General features: G+C 65.5%; 15 protein-coding genes and 1 pseudogene. 7 read left to right on the forward strand and 9 right to left on the reverse strand.

All coding sequences use genetic code 11. The annotated features are described in order from the left end of the window. Window positions 1–127 precede the first annotated feature (127 nt). The 3 genes from HFP48_RS00600 to HFP48_RS00610 form a co-directional block, all read right to left on the reverse strand. Window positions 128–505, reverse strand: coding sequence for a DUF5313 family protein (locus HFP48_RS00600; RefSeq protein ID WP_006931544.1), 378 nt, complete (start codon window positions 503–505; stop codon window positions 128–130). Window positions 506–524: 19 nt separating this feature from the next. Beyond that, on the reverse strand, window positions 525–2,363 hold the full coding sequence (locus HFP48_RS00605; RefSeq protein ID WP_168578857.1) for a long-chain fatty acid--CoA ligase: 1,839 nt from the start codon (window positions 2,361–2,363) through the stop codon (window positions 525–527). 72 nt (window positions 2,364–2,435) lie between these two features. Beyond that, the gene (locus HFP48_RS00610) at window positions 2,436–2,600 is read right to left on the reverse strand and encodes a hypothetical protein (RefSeq protein ID WP_162472571.1); all 165 of its coding nucleotides are present in this window, start codon (window positions 2,598–2,600) and stop codon (window positions 2,436–2,438) included. A gap of 127 nt (window positions 2,601–2,727) precedes the next feature. On the opposite strand from HFP48_RS00610, the pseudogene HFP48_RS31370 reads away from it, so the two are divergent. The 6 genes and pseudogenes from HFP48_RS31370 to HFP48_RS31380 all read left to right on the forward strand — a co-directional run. Next, window positions 2,728–3,014: pseudogene (locus HFP48_RS31370) on the forward strand (transposase); the annotation flags it as partial. 112 nt (window positions 3,015–3,126) lie between these two features. Then, window positions 3,127–4,293, forward strand: coding sequence for a site-specific integrase (locus HFP48_RS00620; RefSeq protein WP_168578858.1), 1,167 nt, complete (start codon window positions 3,127–3,129; stop codon window positions 4,291–4,293). A gap of 4 nt (window positions 4,294–4,297) precedes the next feature. Next, complete coding sequence (locus HFP48_RS00625) at window positions 4,298–5,323, forward strand: hypothetical protein (RefSeq protein WP_168578859.1); 1,026 nt, start codon at window positions 4,298–4,300, stop codon at window positions 5,321–5,323. A gap of 520 nt (window positions 5,324–5,843) precedes the next feature. Next, on the forward strand, window positions 5,844–6,383 hold the full coding sequence (locus HFP48_RS00630) for a hypothetical protein (RefSeq protein WP_246872493.1): 540 nt from the start codon (window positions 5,844–5,846) through the stop codon (window positions 6,381–6,383). A gap of 263 nt (window positions 6,384–6,646) precedes the next feature. Then, window positions 6,647–7,252, forward strand: coding sequence for a hypothetical protein (locus tag HFP48_RS31375; RefSeq protein ID WP_246872494.1), 606 nt, complete (start codon window positions 6,647–6,649; stop codon window positions 7,250–7,252). A gap of 19 nt (window positions 7,253–7,271) precedes the next feature. Beyond that, window positions 7,272–7,670 carry a hypothetical protein gene (locus tag HFP48_RS31380; protein WP_246872495.1) on the forward strand — a complete coding sequence of 133 codons (399 nt, stop codon included), beginning with the start codon at window positions 7,272–7,274 and terminating at the stop codon, window positions 7,668–7,670. Between the two features lie 610 nt (window positions 7,671–8,280). Here HFP48_RS31380 and HFP48_RS00640 read toward each other — a convergent pair. Further along, complete coding sequence (locus HFP48_RS00640; protein ID WP_168578861.1) at window positions 8,281–8,889, reverse strand: mobilome CxxCx(11)CxxC protein; 609 nt, start codon at window positions 8,887–8,889, stop codon at window positions 8,281–8,283. A gap of 351 nt (window positions 8,890–9,240) precedes the next feature. On the opposite strand from HFP48_RS00640, the gene HFP48_RS00645 reads away from it, so the two are divergent. Further along, entirely contained in the window at window positions 9,241–10,488 is a 1,248-nt protein-coding gene (locus HFP48_RS00645) for a hypothetical protein (RefSeq protein ID WP_168578862.1), read from the forward strand. Window positions 10,489–10,756: 268 nt separating this feature from the next. Here the strand turns inward: HFP48_RS00645 and HFP48_RS00650 are convergent, their stop codons facing one another. The 5 genes from HFP48_RS00650 to HFP48_RS00670 are packed head-to-tail and all read right to left on the reverse strand — an operon-like array spanning window position 10,757 to window position 15,936. Then, a complete protein-coding gene (locus HFP48_RS00650) occupies window positions 10,757–11,515 on the reverse strand; it encodes a 3-hydroxyacyl-CoA dehydrogenase (protein WP_102799203.1) in 759 nt (252 codons plus the stop codon). A 39-nt stretch (window positions 11,516–11,554) separates the two neighbouring features. Next, on the reverse strand, window positions 11,555–12,709 hold the full coding sequence (locus HFP48_RS00655) for an acetyl-CoA C-acetyltransferase (RefSeq protein WP_006937359.1): 1,155 nt from the start codon (window positions 12,707–12,709) through the stop codon (window positions 11,555–11,557). Between the two features lie 29 nt (window positions 12,710–12,738). Further along, window positions 12,739–13,218 (reverse strand): MaoC/PaaZ C-terminal domain-containing protein, encoded by a 480-nt coding sequence (locus tag HFP48_RS00660; protein WP_029547283.1) that lies wholly within the window; start codon window positions 13,216–13,218, stop codon window positions 12,739–12,741. Beyond that, window positions 13,215–14,735, reverse strand: coding sequence for a long-chain-fatty-acid--CoA ligase (locus HFP48_RS00665; RefSeq protein WP_168578863.1), 1,521 nt, complete (start codon window positions 14,733–14,735; stop codon window positions 13,215–13,217). The genes HFP48_RS00660 and HFP48_RS00665 overlap by 4 nt, the downstream gene beginning before the upstream one ends. 40 nt (window positions 14,736–14,775) lie before the next feature. Then, entirely contained in the window at window positions 14,776–15,936 is a 1,161-nt protein-coding gene (locus HFP48_RS00670) for an acyl-CoA dehydrogenase family protein (protein ID WP_210432792.1), read from the reverse strand. Between the last annotated feature and the right edge of the window lie 2 nt (window positions 15,937–15,938).

Raw genomic sequence — 15,938 nt, forward strand, 5'->3', positions numbered from 1 at the left:
TCCCAGGGCACCGTGCTCCCAGGGCACCGTGCTCCCAGGGCACCGCGTCGAGGGGGAGGTTGCCGCGCCGACATGCGAGTGGGGCGCTACGTAGCGGCCCCCTCGGCGCAGGAAACTCCCGCTCGGCTCAGCGCCCGAATCGTCGCTCGTACTCGTTGCGTTCGCGGTCGGCCCGCACCCGCGCCTTCTCGCCGAGCAGGTTGGGGTCGAGGCCGTGCTGCTCCAGGCGGTGCCGCCGCCAGATCTGCATCAGGGCGATCGCGAAGTACACCAGCGGGATGAAGAGCAGCGCCATCATCGCCAGCGGAATCCACACCGGCCCGGGGATGAGCAGGAACAGCGCCAGGAACGGCACGATCGGCAGGGTGAACCGCACGAGGTAACGCATCGTCGCGCCGGGCCCGACGAGGTCGTTGCGGACCCAGTCCTGGAGCGAGTCGGGGAGTGTGCGGCCGAACAGGTATCCGACGTACTGGGTAAAACTCGGTCGCGCACTACTCGTCATGTATCCGAGGATAGGCCGCCTATCCGTACAGCCCGGTGAGCCGGTCGGAGAAGTTGTCGATGACGATCTTGCGGCGCAGTTTCATGCTCGGCGTGAGGTCCCCGGCCTCGACCGACAGCTCGCGGTCGATGATGGTGAACTTCTTGACCTCCTCCCACCGGTTGAGCTGCTCGTTGAGCTGGTCGATGTACCCGGCGATCAGCTCACGGGTCTTCTCGTCCCGGGCGATCTCCGCGAACGACCTGTCGCCCATGCCGTTCTTCTGGGCCCACTCGTGGATCGCCTCCGGATCGAGGCCCACCAGCGCCACGCAGTACGGCCGGCCCTCGCCGTGGACGATGATCTCGCTCGCGTACGGGCACAGGCCCTTGAAGGTCGCGGCGATGGCGGAGGGCGCGACGTACTTGCCCTGCGAGGTCTTGAACATGTCCTTCTTGCGGTCGGTGATCCGCAGGAACCCGTCGGAGTCCACCTCGCCGATGTCGCCGGTGTGGAACCAGCCGTCGTCCTCGAACGCCTCGGCGTCCGCGTCGGGACGATCGTGGTAACCGCTCATCACACCGGGACCCTTGATGAGGATCTCCCCGTCCTCGGCGATCTTGACCTCGGTCTCCGGGAAGGGCCAGCCGACCGTGCCGAAGCGGTAGGCGAGCGGCCGGTTGAGGAACGTCGCGGCGGAGGTCTCCGACAGCCCGTACCCCTCGAGGACGATGATGCCGACGGCATCGAACCACTGTGCGACGTCGCGGTCCAGCGGCGCGGACCCGGAGACGAAGAACCTCAGCCGGCCGCCGAACCGCTCCCGGATCTTGGAGAAGACGAGCTTGTCGGCGACCTTGTACTGCAACCGGTCCAGCAGCGACGGGTTGCGGCCCTCCTGCTTGGCCTTCGAGACCCGCGTTCCGACCCCGACGGCCCAGTCGAAGATCTTCTTCTTGATGCCGCCCTCCTCCGCCATCATCGCCTCGATGCGCGCGTGAGCCTTCTCGAAGACGCGTGGGGCCGCGCCCATGAAGGTCGGCCGCACGACGGCGAGGTTCTCGACGATCTTCTCGACCCGGCCGTCGATGGCGGTGGGCATGCCCACCTGCAGGGGCAGGCTCAGCAGCACCTTGCCGAACACGTGCGACAGGGGCAACCACAGGTACTGCAGATCGTCCGGGCCGAGAATGCCGAGGGCATCGACGGCGGCGGCGGTGTACGTCCACGCCGAGTGCGGCAGCCGCACGCCCTTGGGCTTGCCGGTGGTGCCGGACGTGTAGATGAGGGTGGCGAGGTGCTCCGGCCGGATCTCCCGGACCCGATCCTCGACGACGTTCGGCGACTCCGCGATCAGCTGCCGGCCCCGCTCCTCGAGGTCGGCCAGGGTGATCACCCAGTCGCCGTCCCCGGGGCCGTCGATCACCACCACCTGCTGCACGTGCGGCAGCTGTGCGCGCTGCTCGACGAGCTTGTCGACCTGCGTCCTGTCCTCGGCGACGACCACGCGGCTGCCCGAGTTGGACACGATGAACCCCACGTCGGGAGCCTTGGTGGTGGGGTAGACCGTCGTGGTCGCGGCGCCCGCGCACATCACCGCGAGGTCGACGATCACCCACTCGTACCGGGTCGACGACGCCAGCGCGATACGGTCCTCGGGCTCGACGCCGAGCGCGATCAGCCCGGCCGTGAGCAGGCGGACACGGTCACCGACCTGCTGCCACGTCACGCTCTCCCAGCCGTCGTCCTTCGGGAACCGGAACGCCTCCGTGCCGGGGCTGGCCGCGACACGATCGAGGAAGAGCCGAGCCACCGACGGTGCCCGCTTCTCGATCTTCGAGTGGTCGACGGGTTCGTCGGAGATTCGCAGCGCTGTCATACCCCGAGTCTAGGAAGGCCGCACGAACCGTGGGGAGGGTTTGGCCTGTTCCTTCCGGCGTCCGGTCCACCCTCACCGCGCCTGCGGTGCGCGCCGGGCGGTGCGGAGCACGGCCCGGTCGAGCACGGAAAGGTCGAGGGACCGGTGCGCGATCGGGGGCGGGTCCGTGATCGCGTCGGTGAGCGCGTACAGCTGCCATCGGCCGGGCACCCCGGCGAGCCGGTGCCGGCTGTGCAACGTCGTCGCGTGACTCCTCGATGGGTCATGCAGTCAAGGCGGGGTCTCACGTCCTCGGCAGGGTCGGTGACGGTCTCGGCGGGCTTGTCGTTGCGGGGACGAGCCAGAACGTCCAGGCAACGTCAACGGCTACCGCGAGATCCTGGGTTTGGATGCCACTTCCGCCGAGGACGGGGCTGGCTGCCGACCTTCCCGATCCCTGGTCGACCGCGGGCTGACCGGGGTGAAGGGGGTGACCTCCGATGCCCTCGCAGGCTGACGTCGGCGATCGGAGCGACCCTGCCCGGCGACTTGTGGCAGAGGTGCCGCACCCCTGCGCGACGAACTTCGCGGCTGTCACGCCGAGGTCGTCGTGGCTGGGGGTACCGCCCGTTGGCGGGGACGACGAAGACACTGCTGTATTCGGTCTACGACTACCGGATGGTGACGTAAAATGCCATTTACGCAGCTATCCCCGCGAACCCCCAGCTGAGCGTGGTTTTACGTTCAGAGACGGTGTCGGCGCCGTCCGGTACCGTTCCCGACCGTGGATATGGAGACCGAACCCGCCGCCGATGGCCAGATCGTGGTGCCCGCGGCCCCGTCCGGGCCCGCCCTCCCGGACCTCACCCCGGCCACCGCCGAGCGGATCGCGGCGTCGGTGGCGTCGGCGCGGGCCGCCGGCACCCGCCGCACCTACGCCTCCGCGTGGCGGGCCTTCACCACCTGGTGCGCCCGCGAAGGCCACACCGCATTGCCGGCGCACCCGGTCACCGTCGCCGCCTACCTCGTCGCCTGCACCGACACCGTCACCGAGGCGGGACAGCGGGCCTACGCCCCGGCCACCCTCGCCCACCGCCTCGCCGCGATCGCCCACCACCACCGCCAGACCGGACACCCGGCTCCCACCGGCGACGACCTCGTGAAAGCGACCATGGCCGGCATCCGCCGCGACTACGCCACCGCGGGCGAGCGGCCCCGCACCCCGCGGGCGCCGCTGCTCACCGCCGACATCGTCGCCATCGTCGACAACGCCCGCGCCGACTGCCAAGGCTGGGCGGACGAAGTGGTCGAACGCCGTGATGCTGCGATCCTGCTGCTCGGCTTCGCCGGGGCGTTCCGCCGCAGCGAACTCGTGGCGCTGACCTGCAGCGACGTCGCGTTGCACCGGCTCGACGGCCTGCACATCAAACTCCGTCGCTCGAAGACGGATCAGGAGGGCCGCGGCACCGTCCGCGCGCTGCCGTTCACGGCCTCGCATACGAGTTGCCCGCCGTGCGCGTGGCTGCGGTGGGCACAGATCGTCGCCGCCCACGACACCGGCGGCCGGCCCGCGGTGATCCGGCTGCTGCGGGGTGCGGAGCCGTTCGCGGCGCACGTGTGCCGCGGCCCCCGCCCCCGCACCGGCGGGGGAGTGCCGCTGCTGCGCGCGATCCGCAAAAACGGCAACCTCTCGGCCACCGCACTGTCGGGGGCGGCGGTGCACCACGCGATCCGCCGCCGCGCCGCACACGCCGGCTACGACCCCGAGATCGTGAAGCAGCTGGGCGGGCATTCGCTGCGGGCCGGGTTCGTCACCCAGGCCTTCCGCAACGGCGCGAGCGCGCACGCCATCATGCGCCAGACCGGACACACCACCCCCGCCATGCTCGAGGTCTACGCCCGCGAACACGCCCCGCTGCTCGGGAATGCCGTCACCAATCTGGGCTTGTAGTGCGATGAGGACCGCGAGGGAGTACAACGGCACTCGTCAGGAGTCCCTGTCCGAGCCGGCAATACCCGCTCGGTATCGGCACGACTGGGCACTGTTCGCCGACTGGTGCACCGCCACCGACCAGCACCCGCTACCCGCGAGTCCGGAGGCGCTGGCGCTGTTCCTGCGCGAGCATCCCGCCGCGGCCGCCACCCAGCGGCGGCGGGTCTCGGCGATCAACACCGTCCACACCCGCCACGGCCACCCGGCGCCCGGCCGCAACGAGACCGTCCGCCGCCGACTGGATGCCGCCCGCGCCGCCCGCCTCGACCGGCTCGCCCCGCTCCTGCTGCGAAAGGCAGCGGAGCTGCCGGTCGCCGGCTGGCCGAGCGGGGTGTTCGGGCGCCGCGACGGGATGCTGCTCGTCCTCGCCGCGACCGGGATGCCGTTCGCCCAGCTCGCCAGGCTGCGCCGCGGCGACCTCCACCTCGACGCCGGTACCCTCGTCGCCACCACGACCGACGGCGAACGGTTCTGTCTGATACCGGAGTCCGGCACCGCCGAGTGCCCGGCGGTGGGGGTGTACCGCAGATGGGCCGAGATCCTGGCGTTCCTGGATCAGTACCCGAACACCGACCTGCTCGCCCAGCACCTCACCGACCCGATCGAGGTCGAGCAGGTCACCCTCACCGACCGGCAGGCCCTCCAACCTATGTTGTCCCCGATCGACCGCTGGGGACACCTACCGCTGATGCCGCAACCGATGACGGCGCAGTCCGTCGCCGCGATCGTGCGAGACCATCTGTCCGGCCGGGCGCGGGCCCGCGGGCCGCTGCCGCTGCCGCTGCGTAAGGAGGGCGACCGCGACGATGCGCTGGCTGCGCGGATCGAGCCGGCGGTCGACCTCGATCCGCACTACTACGAACGCGGAATCCGAGCCCGCCGACTCGCCCAGCACAGTCTGCAGAATCTCGCCGACGTGCTCGACGACATCGAAGACCAGGCTGACCAACTTCTCGATGAGCTGCTGACCATTCTCGACAACCTATAGCCGAGTCGCCTGGAACGCATCCGCTGAGGACGGTCAAGTCTCGTGAGGTGGCATGTGGGGTTTGTTACGCCGATCCTCGGCGGTGGTCCAGTCAGTTACGGCCGATGTCACCTCCTCGGCGGACTTGTCGGTGCGGGAGCGCGCGAGCACATCGAGTCCGAGATAACGACGTCCTTTGATCCACGGCCCTACGACGTTGGAGGCGAGTCGGATGAGGAGTGCTATGGCATACGAAGGAACCCCCAGGAAAACCTGGGGGTTCCTTATCTTCCGTATGTCCTAGAGGGAGGCACGCGGCCCACGATCCTCAATGGCTCTGTGGTAGATACCGTACATGGTTACGACCCCTTATGCAATGAACCCTGGCGATGCGCAGGCTATCGAAAAATGCCTCTCGCCTGGTCGGGTTGGGTCGTATCACCCTCCGCTAGTCACCTGCAGTCATAATGAAGTACCGCTGCAAGCTGCGCTCCGACTCTACCGATGGAATGCTGAGATCGCTGCAGCACTGTGGCCTGTGATGCACATCTTCGAGGTGACCGTGCGAAACGCTGTGAGCGATGCCGTAGCTCACGTCCACGGACCGAATTGGACTCACGACGCCTCCTTCCACACGAAACTTCGGCCTGCACCGCGTGACCGGCACACGAACAAGGTCGTTGGGTATGGCGCTCGAGATGATCTCCAGAAGCAAAGCCGTAGCCATCCAACACCGGGCAAGGTGATCCCCGAACTGAAAATGGCGTTCTGGGAGAGAATGTTCACCCAAAGTCATGATGCCGATTTCTGGAACCCCTACCTCTTCATAGCCTTCCCGAACCTTGATTCCACCCAACCCGTTCGCGTTCACCGCAATGCGCTACGCACGAGATTCGAGCGGGTGCGCAAGATCAGAAACCGGATGGGCCATCATGAATCCATCTCGGACGCTACGCGGTTCGACCTACCTCAGTGCTTCACGGGAATGATGGAGGTTCTGTCATGGAGGTCCAGTGAGATTCATGCATGGGTCGCGGACTTCGAGACCGTTCAAGACGTGCTGTCGCGTCGTCCGCAATGACATGGTGGGTGGGCTTGCCGGTTCCCGTTGTACAGACGCTGGTGCGCCCGATCGCCACCGGAACCACCGACAACCGATCCTCATGGCATTTCTGGTTTCATTGAGTTCGGATCCATGGGTGCTTGCGAATCCTTCGAGCGCCAGGATCACAGAATGCTGATCGTCATTGCATGTGGAACCCCTGTAGAAGGTGGCGATCAATTCCCATCTTCTCTGGGCGCTTGCGATCCCCACCGCGTCCCCCAACTCTGTGGAGAACACTGATGAAGTTTCGACGCCGGAACTCCGAGGCATTGGCGGACCTGATCTGCGGAAACGTCGGCTCATCAGATCCTTCGTCCCAGGATCAACCGAAGTACTTTCCCTACCGCTCGAGCTCCTACATCACCGAGTTCTTCCAGGAGCTCAATACCGACTGGGTGCACGACGGATCAACCCGGCACCGCTGGGTGGCCGATGTCATCGACAGCATGCTGAACGAGCCTCATGCCGGCCCCACCCATCCGCCGGAGGGGTTCTGCCGGCTCATTGACCATCTGATGTCCCCCGGCGACGCGCTCAATGAGGGACCGGACCGACCCAATGCGATGCGGCAGCTCAACGAAGTTCTGACCCGCGAAGGGTATGAGGCCTTTTACGGCGACGATCGCCACTGCTACCTGCGACACATCGATACCCACACCGTGACCGTCATGCAAGCTAATCCGCACCGGCCTCTCACTACGGCCGAGGTGCAACGACGTGACAACCTCGCGCGCTTCCTCGACAACTGCAGCGAGGACGAGCTGATCGAAGAGATACTCGTACCTCTGTTCCGCCAGCTGGGGTTTCATCGCATCACAGCCGCCGGACAAGGACAAGTCCCTTGAGTACGGCAAAGACGTCTGGATGCGCTACACCCTGCCTACCCAGCATTTCTTGTACTTCGGGATCCAGGCCAAAAAAGGAAAGCTGGACGCGGCTGGCGTCACGAGGTCAGGCAACGCCAACGTGGCAGAGATCCACCACCAAGCCCTCATGATGCTCGCCCACGAGATATTCGACCCCGAGACCAACCGGCGAGTACTGGTCGATCACGCCTTCATCGTTGCGGGCGGTGAAATCACCAAAGCCGCACGTAACTGGATCGGCAACGCCCTCGATGCCGCCAAACGCAGTCAGATCATGTTCATCGACCGAGCCGATATCTTGAACCTCTACGTCGTCACCAATCTTCCGCTGCCCTCCGGAGCCCTGCCGACATCACCCACTACTTGGGGAGAATCAAACGACGAACCCCCGTTCTGACGGACCCCGGAATGAACCGCGGCCTACGTCCCGCCGCGGCGGATCATGTCCCCCTCACTCCGGTAAGTTCATGCCTCGACGCTGCCGAAAAAGACAATTGCCCCGACGGCGACGACGAATGGGCCCTCACCTGGAACATCGTGGACCTGCTGCGCGCCGCACCAACCGAACCAGTACGGCGAAGGCTCTTGCCGTTCATGATCCTGCGTCGGCTGGATGTGATCGTCGCTCAAAAAAGACCGAGGTGCTCGTCGAGTATCAGAAGATCCAGGGTTTCGGAATCGACCCGTTTAATTGTGCTCAAGAGGTCTTGCACCGTAGACCACTGCTCGTATTAGCCGTCCTGAGATGATGTGCAGATTCTTACTGCGCAGTCCGAAGGATCGACTCGTCGCTCAAGCGGCGTTGACGAGAGGGGCCCGGTCACCGTCCGCAGCAAACGCAGCTCGCCCCAGTGGGTCCGAGGCTCACACGGTTTGCTGTGAAGTCCTTGCGTAAAATCGCGCGTTGAGTGTCGTTGCTCTGCACATATCGGTTCAGTAGTGTTATAAATTCGTCCTGTTCACGACTTGACAGCCCAGCGAATCCGCTAAGTACCATAGCTACTCGTCTACTTGGCCCAGCGTTTGGGAAAGTCACCACACACTCCGCACTTGGTCGGCTTCATCGATGTTGGAACAACATTACACCCAGCGCACGCCTTCTGGCGTGTAAACAGCGCCGAGCGCATGCCGTACCTTCTTTCCTTGCGGGTGATCTCCTGCGCAAGATCGCTGTCCCGTTGAGAAGAATCGCGAGCCTCAATCAAATCGAATGCGTTTTGAAGCTCCGTTACATCGGACGGAGGGTGAGTCGCCAGTCGTGTATAGGACTCCGCGAGCTGTCGATTTGTCATCATGGACTGAACAGCGTGACTATTCTTGTCACTCCAATGAGCGATTAGCGACCACAGACTCCAGACCAACTGAATTCCTCCTAGCATGGCCGCAACGATCACCACGAGTTCGAGCGCTGATGCCGAGACTCCAATGGCAGCGACAATTCCAACGATTATTGGGATGCCGAAGCCGGCAAACGATAGCGCGTTTAAGCGCCTATTCAGACGGCGTGAACGCGCCTCGAACAGGGCGGCGGTACCGTCCGCTTCAAGCGCGCGGTTCCATGTTTGTATGCGAAGCGCGTCCGTCGGATGAGGCAGCGGGGGCGAAGGTGAGTTCATCTGTCAATCGTGTCTCAGATGATCGGCAGGTCGTGAACGTGCCGTCTGGTTGCCTTCTGGCGCCGCTATACAGATGCCTCCTCTGCAAGGGCCCAAGCTTGGAGAGCCCGCATACTGTAACGCTGCATATTCGAAGCGTGCATATTCCCGCTCGACGGATCGCCTCCGCGGGGGTCGATCTGTCCCGTTAGACGCGTCCGGCGAAGTGTCCGGCCAGGCTCCAGCTATGCTGCGGCTGAATATCTTCGCGATGCGCCCGATCAGTACTACCGCAAGCAGTAGCCTTCACGCTCCCTCGGCGCGTGCTCCGCGCGGTGTACGCGGTCGTCTAGTCTCATCCCCGATGAGCTGATGGACCCTGCAGAGGAGAGACGCAAGGTGAAGGGGCAGGGGTATTCCCGTACGAAGGAGGGCAGTGCACAGCTGCCCGAAGAGCGGCGGTTCAAGTGTGTCCTCATCGGAGTGTGCGTTGCGGTCGTCCTATTCGCGCTCGCGTTCCTCGTGCTGACTGGGGTCAAGTCCTCACAAAGCCCGCAAGACATCACCTCGAACTGGTTCGTGGCTTGGGGCACTTGGGCGGGCGGGCTGGGCACGGCTGCGGCCTTCTTGATCGCCGCATTCAGCATCTCGGTCGCCAGCGCGCACGCCCGGCTCGATCGCCGACAGGCGGCGGAGATCCGCGAGGACAACGACATGGCGCAGGCCCGACTCTTGATCATCTACAAGGTAGAGGGTGCGCACTCGATCTCGTCGTTGGCCACCTATCGGATCGAGAATCGAAGCAAGGACTTCTTCTTCGATGTCACCGTTCCGTACGTCGATTCGCCATACGGCTCGGACGCAAGCATCGAGTGCAGGACAGCTGATCTGGTCGCTCAGGACAACCGGCTCGGCGAATTCATCCCGACCGCTGAACAGCTCACCCCGTACCGCGACCACACCGACCATGAAGCGTGGTTTACTCTTGTCACCGTCCACACGAGTGACGCGAGCGGCATCAGGTTCGCCGTCGAATACACCGATGCCGGGGGGCGACGGTGGCGCCAAGAGCTCGGCGGTGAGATCACTCGAGTCCACACGATCCAGGCCGTCCCTATTCGGCCGCCTGACAGATTTCAGCCTCCTCAGCAGATCAGGCGGATGTCGGACATGGAACTCCGGCGTATGGGTGGTGGGTTCAGTAAGGATCTTGAGCCGCTGGAATCTGATGAAGAATTCCTGGACGTCATCGAGGTGCCCAACGTCGTGCGTTGGAAGCGCATCGAGCGCATTGAGGACATCGTGGCGGAAGCCGACGATGCCAGTGATCGAACCGGAAGTCTGCAAGTCTCGGTGACGTTCAGCCCGAAGGCTCCGCCCTTCTGGGGTGACCACTTCCACGGCAAGCTGGCCGGGTCTGGATTGCGTTATGCCGGCGGAAGCTCCGAAAGAACTCAGACCGATCGCTTCCGTTGCCCCCCGCAGGTCGATACGTCGGGGCTAGGCGATCTCATCGACGCCGCGATTCGATACGCCAACGATCGCTTCGAGGAGAACGAACTCGCGGCGGCGCGCAGGGCGTTGGAGTCGCGACGAAATCGAGCGAATACATCTACCTGATCTACCGCAGTACTTGACATATGAGCTGGTTACCGGCGTGTCGGATTCTTCGGTATCCGCGCTGCGGTGCTTCGTCGAGGGTGCAGTACGCGTCGGCGTCGTCTTGAGACGCCGACGCGTGCGCGAACGGGTGTGGTGGTTGCCCCCCGGAATGCCTACGCCAACTCCACCGCAGGGCTCGCCCTGGTGCAGTGCATGCGTACGGTCGATACCGCCGTTGATCCGGTGCGGGGGCTCGGGTCGACGGTGGTACGGCTGGCGGTGAGTGTCAGCGTGGGGCCATGCGGATGGCACCGTCGAGCCGGATGGTTTCGCCGTTGAGCATCGGATTGGTGATGATGGCTTCGACGAGTTGCGCGTATTCGGCGGGATTGCCGAGGCGGCGCGGGTGTGGGACTTGTGCTCCGAGGGTGGTGCGCACGTGCTCGGGCAGGGTGCCGAGCAAGGGTGTCAGAAACAGTCCGGGGGCGATGGTGTTCACCCGGATCTGCAGGGATGCCAGGTCCCGGGCGATGGGCAGGGTGGCGCCGACGACGCCGCCTTTGGACGCGGAGTAGGCGGCTTGTCCGATTTGACCTTCGAACGCGGCGACGGAGGCGGTGTTGACGATGACGCCGCGTTCGCCGTGGATCGGCTCGTTCGTCGCCATGGCGTGAGCGGCGAGGCGGATGACGTTGAAGGTACCGATCAGGTTGACGTCGATGATCTTTTTGAAGGCCGTGAGTGGGAAGGGTCCGTCCTTGCCGACCGTTTTGACGGCGTTGCCGATGCCGGCGCAGTTGACGGTGATGCGCAGGTTGTTCTCGGCGTTGGCAAGGTCAACGGCCGCGGTGACGGCGGTCTCGTCGGTGACGTCGGCGGGTGCGAAGTGGACGGCGTCGCCGAGGGCGGTGAGCGCGTCGGTGTGCGCGGTGGGAAGGTCGAGGGCGACGACGCGCGCGCCGGCCTGGGCCAGGGCCGTGGTGGTGGCCAGTCCGAGTCCGGAGGCACCGCCGGTGACGAGCGCGGTGGTTCCTGCAATGTTCATGTCGGTCCTGTTCTCTGGGTCGATGCGGTGTCGTTGGGGTCAGGAGATTCGTTCGATGATCGTGACGTTGGCCTGGCCGCCGCCTTCGCACATGGTCTGCAGTCCGTAGCGGCCGCCGGTGCGTTCGAGTTCGTGCAGGAGGGTGGTCATCAGCCGGGTGCCGGTGGCGCCGATCGGATGTCCGAGGGCGATTGCACCGCCGTTGGGGTTCACCCGCGCCGGATCGGCGTCGAGATCACGCATCCAGGCCAGGACCACCGGAGCGAAGGCCTCGTTGACTTCGATGACGTCGAGGTCGTCGATGCGCATCCCGGTCCTTTTCAGGGCCCGCTGTGTGGCGGGAATCGGAGCGGTGAGCATCAGGACCGGATCTGCGCCGAGGACGGTCATGTGGTGGATGCGTGCGCGTGGGGTGAGGCCGTATCGGCGGACGGCATCGGAGGAGGCGATGAGCATTGCCGATGCTGCGTCGGAGATCTGGCTCGCCACAGCGGCGGTGAGCCTGCCCCCGGGAGTGAGGGGGCGCAGCGTCGCCATCTTCTCTACGGTGGTGTCGGGGCGTGGTCCCTCGTCGATCGTCACCCCGGCGAACGGGGTGATTTCGGCATCGAATCGGCCTGCAGCGATGGCATGCAGCGCCCGCCGGTGGCTTTGGAGGGCGAATTCCTCCATGGCGTCGCGGGCGATGTGCCACTGTTCGGCGATCAGCTCGGCGCCGCGGAACTGGGAGATCTCCGCGTCGCCGTATCGGGCGTGCCAGGTTGTCGCGCCGGAGTACAGGTCGGGGGACCCGTAGGCCTTGCCGGCGTCGACGGCGGACAGGAGTGGGAACTGGCTCATTTTTTGCACCCCGCCGGCGACGATCAGATCGGCGGTGCCGCTCATCACGGCTTGGGCGGCGAAGTGCACTGCCTGTTGGGACGAGCCGCATTGTCGATCGAGTGTCACCCCGGGCACGGTCTCGGGCAGGCCCGCCGCGAGGGCGGCGGTGCGGGCGATGTCGCCGGCCTGTGCACCGATGTTGTCGAGACAGCCGAAGATGACGTCGTCGATTCCGGCGGGGTCGAGGTCGTGGCGCCGAACGAGGGTGGAGATGACGTGGGCGGCGAGGTCGACCGGGTGGGTGGCGGCGAAACCGCCGCCCCGCTTTCCGACCGGGGTTCGCACGGCGTCGACGATGTACGCCTCGAGCATCGAATTTCTCCTCGCGAAAGAGTGGTGGGTCAGCGGGTGTGCGACCGGGTGTGGATGTAGGCGTCGACGGTCGCCGTCAGCACCGGCCGACCGTGGTGGCCGGTCAGTTCGGCCTCGAGGGTGGTGAGAGCGCGGTTCCGGACCTCGTCGAGGACGACGTTGCGGATGTGCACGGTGCCGGTGAGGGTGTCCCCGGGTCGCACCGGGCGCAGGAACCGGACTTCGCGCAGGGAGCGGCCGGCGATGACGTGCCAGTCGGAGAAGACGGTGTCGACGACGAGTTTCTGGTACACGGACAGGGTGTGCAGGCCACTGGCGATCAGCCCGCCGTAGGCACCGGCTTCGGCGGCGTCCTTGTCGACATGGAAGCGTTGGGGATCCCAGGTGGAGGCGAAGTCGATCAGCTCGTCTTCGGTGATCGTGTGTGCCCCCAGCCGATACGTCCGGCCGACCTCGAGATCTTCCCCGTACACGAGGGCCGATGCGCGAGCAGCGATGTCGGGCTTCACGATGCGCGCACTTGCTCACGCAGGATGTGTTTGAGGATCTTGCCCGACGGATTCCGCGGAATTTCCCGGAGGACGAGGTCGCGGGGGAGCTTGTAGTCGGAGACGTACTCGGCGGCGAACGTGCGGAGGTCGTCGAGCGTCACCGTGCGTCCTTCCGCAGGGGTGACCACGGCAACGATCGTCTCGCCGAACGTCTCGTCGGGGCGACTGACGATCGCGACGTCGCGTACGTCGGGATGGGCGGCGAGCGCGTTTTCCACTTCGACGGAGTACACGTTGCGGCCACCGGTGATGATCATGTCTTTGAGCCGGTCGACGATGGTGATGTAGCCGTCTGCGTCGCGCACCGCCAGGTCGCCGCTGTGCAGCCAGCCGTCCCGGAGGGTTGCGGCGGTGGCTTCGGGGTTGTTCCAGTAGCCCTTCATGAGCGTCTCGCCGCGCACGATCATCTCCCCGGTCTCGCCGATGCCGACGTCGTTGCCGTCCGAGTCGACCAGTCGCACTTCGGCGTTGGTGATTGCCCAGCGGCCGGTCGCATCCGGACGGGCTTTGACCTCCTCGGGGGTGGAGTAGATGCCGGTAGGGCCGCCTTCGGTTTGTCCGCACAGTTGGAAGAAGCCGACGTGCGGCAGTGTCGTGACCAGCTTCGCGGCGGCGCTGGGCGGCATCGGTGCGGCACCGAAGAATCCGAGGCGCCACGCCGACAGGTCGCGGGTGGTGAGATCGGGCAGGGTGAGCATCATCTGGTACATCGTCGGCACCCCGAGGAACACGGTGATGCGATGCTTCTCCAGCGCGTCGGCGACGGCGGCGGGGTCGAAGGCCGGCAGGACGACGTGGGTGGTACCCATCGAGAACCCGGCGAGGACGAACAGGACGAGTTCGGCGCAGTGGTACATCGGTGCGACGTGGAGGTTGCGGTCGAACGAATTCATCCCCAGGGCGCTCATGGAGTGGCCCACCCACAGCATCCGGTGGTGGTCGAACAGCGCACCCTTCGGCACACCGGTGGTGCCGGAGGTGTAGATGATCATGCAGTCGTCGTCCTCGGCCACCTCGACCGTGGGCGGGTCGGCCGGCATCGTCGCTGCGATCCGGTCGAAGTTCTCGAAGCCCGATGTTCCGTCGAGCGAGAGGATCCGGGTGCTCGACGGATCGTCCATCTGGGCCAGCCCGCGTACCGCCCCGGCGGTGTCGCCGCCGAACAGCAGCACCGAGGCGCCGGAGTCGGTGAGCAGGTAGTGCAGTTCGCGGGTTGTGACGCGGGGATTGAGGGGCACCGCGATCGCGCCCACCCGGTAGGCGGCATACAGCGCCAGGAGGAACCGATCGGAGTTCGGTGAGAGCACGGCGACGCGATCGCCCTTGGCGATCTGCAACGACAGCAGTGCGTGGGCGTACCGGTCGATGTCGGCGTCGAGTTCCCGGTAGGTGCGTTCTCGGTCGCCGAAGACGAGCGCGATGCGGTCGGGATGCCGTCGGGCGTTGAGTGCGAGCTGCCCGGCAAGTGTTGCCATGGTGTGTTTTCCTCGAAGAAGTGGGCAGGGATTGCGGGGATTACAGGGAGCGGCTGATGAGCACTTTCATGATCTCGTTGGTGCCGCCGTAGATCTTCTGCACGCGCGCCGCCGCATACATCTGGGCGATGGGGTATTCCATCATGTAGCCGTAGCCCCCGAAGATCTGCAGGCAGCGGTCGATGATCTCGACCTGCTTGTCGGTGCCCCACAGTTTCGCCATCGACGCGGTCGCGGCGTCGAGGGTGCCGTCGAGATATCGCGCGATGCAGTGGTCCATCAATGCCTTGCCCGCCAGCACCTCGGTCTTGCATTCGGCGAGCACGAACTGGGTGTTCTGGAAGTCCAGGATCGGCTTGCCGAACGCCCGGCGCTCCTTGGCGTACTTGACGGTCTCGATCACCGCGGCTTCGGCCATCGCCACCCCGGCGATCCCCAGGATCAGGCGTTCGCGGGGGAGCTGCTCCATGAGCTGGTAGAAGCCGCGGCCTTCGACTCCGCCGAGCAGGTTCTCTACCGGCACCCGCATGTCGGTGAACGACAACTCGCGGGTGTCCTGCCCGTGCTGGCCGATCTTGTGCAGTACCCGGCCACGCTCGAACCCGTCGAGTCCTCGGGTTTCGGCGACGAACAGGGAGATGCCGGTGGCGCCGGCCGACGGGTCGGTCTTGGCGACGATGACCAGCAGGTCGCAGTGGGTGGCGTTGGAGATGAATGTTTTCGAGCCGTTGACAACGTAGTGGTCGCCGTCGCGGATCGCGGTGGTGCGCACGGCCTGCAGGTCCGAGCCGGTGCCGGGTTCGGTCATGGCGACCCCGATGACCATCTCGCCGCTGGCCATCTTGGGGATCCAGCGCTTTTTCTGCTCGTCGGTGGCGTAGGCGGCGATGTAGTGCGCGACGATCGTCGAGTGCACGTTGAAGCCGAACGCGGTGTCGTGCGCGAGCGCGAGTTCCTGCTGGACGACAGCTTCGTGGCCGAAGTTGCCGCCGCCACCGCCGTACTGTTCGGGCAGGCCCAGGCACAGTAGTCCGGCATCGCCCGCCTTGGTCCAGAATTCGCGGTCCACGTGATGCTGCTGGGCCCAGCGTTCCTGGTGCGGGGTGGCTTCCTTGCGGAAGAATGCGGCGGCGTGCTTGCGCAGCAGCGCCTGATCGTCGCTCTCCCAGGGGGAGCGGTAGTCGGGGAACAACTCGCTCATGA

Origin of the sequence: Rhodococcus sp. DMU1, from assembly GCF_012272955.1 — a bacterium.
Lineage (GTDB): Bacteria > Actinomycetota > Actinomycetes > Mycobacteriales > Mycobacteriaceae > Rhodococcus > Rhodococcus aetherivorans.

Coding starts and splice junctions, on each gene's coding strand:
- HFP48_RS00625 (WP_168578859.1), top strand. CDS start 4,298: ATGAGGACCGCGAGGGAGTACAACGGCACTCGTCAGGAGTCCCTGTCC.
- HFP48_RS00665 (WP_168578863.1), bottom strand. CDS start 14,735: ATGGCAACACTTGCCGGGCAGCTCGCACTCAACGCCCGACGGCATCCC.
- HFP48_RS00650 (WP_102799203.1), bottom strand. CDS start 11,515: ATGAACATTGCAGGAACCACCGCGCTCGTCACCGGCGGTGCCTCCGGA.
- HFP48_RS00655 (WP_006937359.1), bottom strand. CDS start 12,709: ATGCTCGAGGCGTACATCGTCGACGCCGTGCGAACCCCGGTCGGAAAG.
- HFP48_RS00600 (WP_006931544.1), bottom strand. CDS start 505: ATGACGAGTAGTGCGCGACCGAGTTTTACCCAGTACGTCGGATACCTG.
- HFP48_RS00645 (WP_168578862.1), top strand. CDS start 9,241: ATGGACCCTGCAGAGGAGAGACGCAAGGTGAAGGGGCAGGGGTATTCC.
- HFP48_RS31380 (WP_246872495.1), top strand. CDS start 7,272: ATGCGCTACACCCTGCCTACCCAGCATTTCTTGTACTTCGGGATCCAG.
- HFP48_RS00605 (WP_168578857.1), bottom strand. CDS start 2,363: ATGACAGCGCTGCGAATCTCCGACGAACCCGTCGACCACTCGAAGATC.
- HFP48_RS00630 (WP_246872493.1), top strand. CDS start 5,844: ATGCACATCTTCGAGGTGACCGTGCGAAACGCTGTGAGCGATGCCGTA.
- HFP48_RS00640 (WP_168578861.1), bottom strand. CDS start 8,889: ATGAACTCACCTTCGCCCCCGCTGCCTCATCCGACGGACGCGCTTCGC.
- HFP48_RS00670 (WP_210432792.1), bottom strand. CDS start 15,936: ATGAGCGAGTTGTTCCCCGACTACCGCTCCCCCTGGGAGAGCGACGAT.
- HFP48_RS31375 (WP_246872494.1), top strand. CDS start 6,647: ATGAAGTTTCGACGCCGGAACTCCGAGGCATTGGCGGACCTGATCTGC.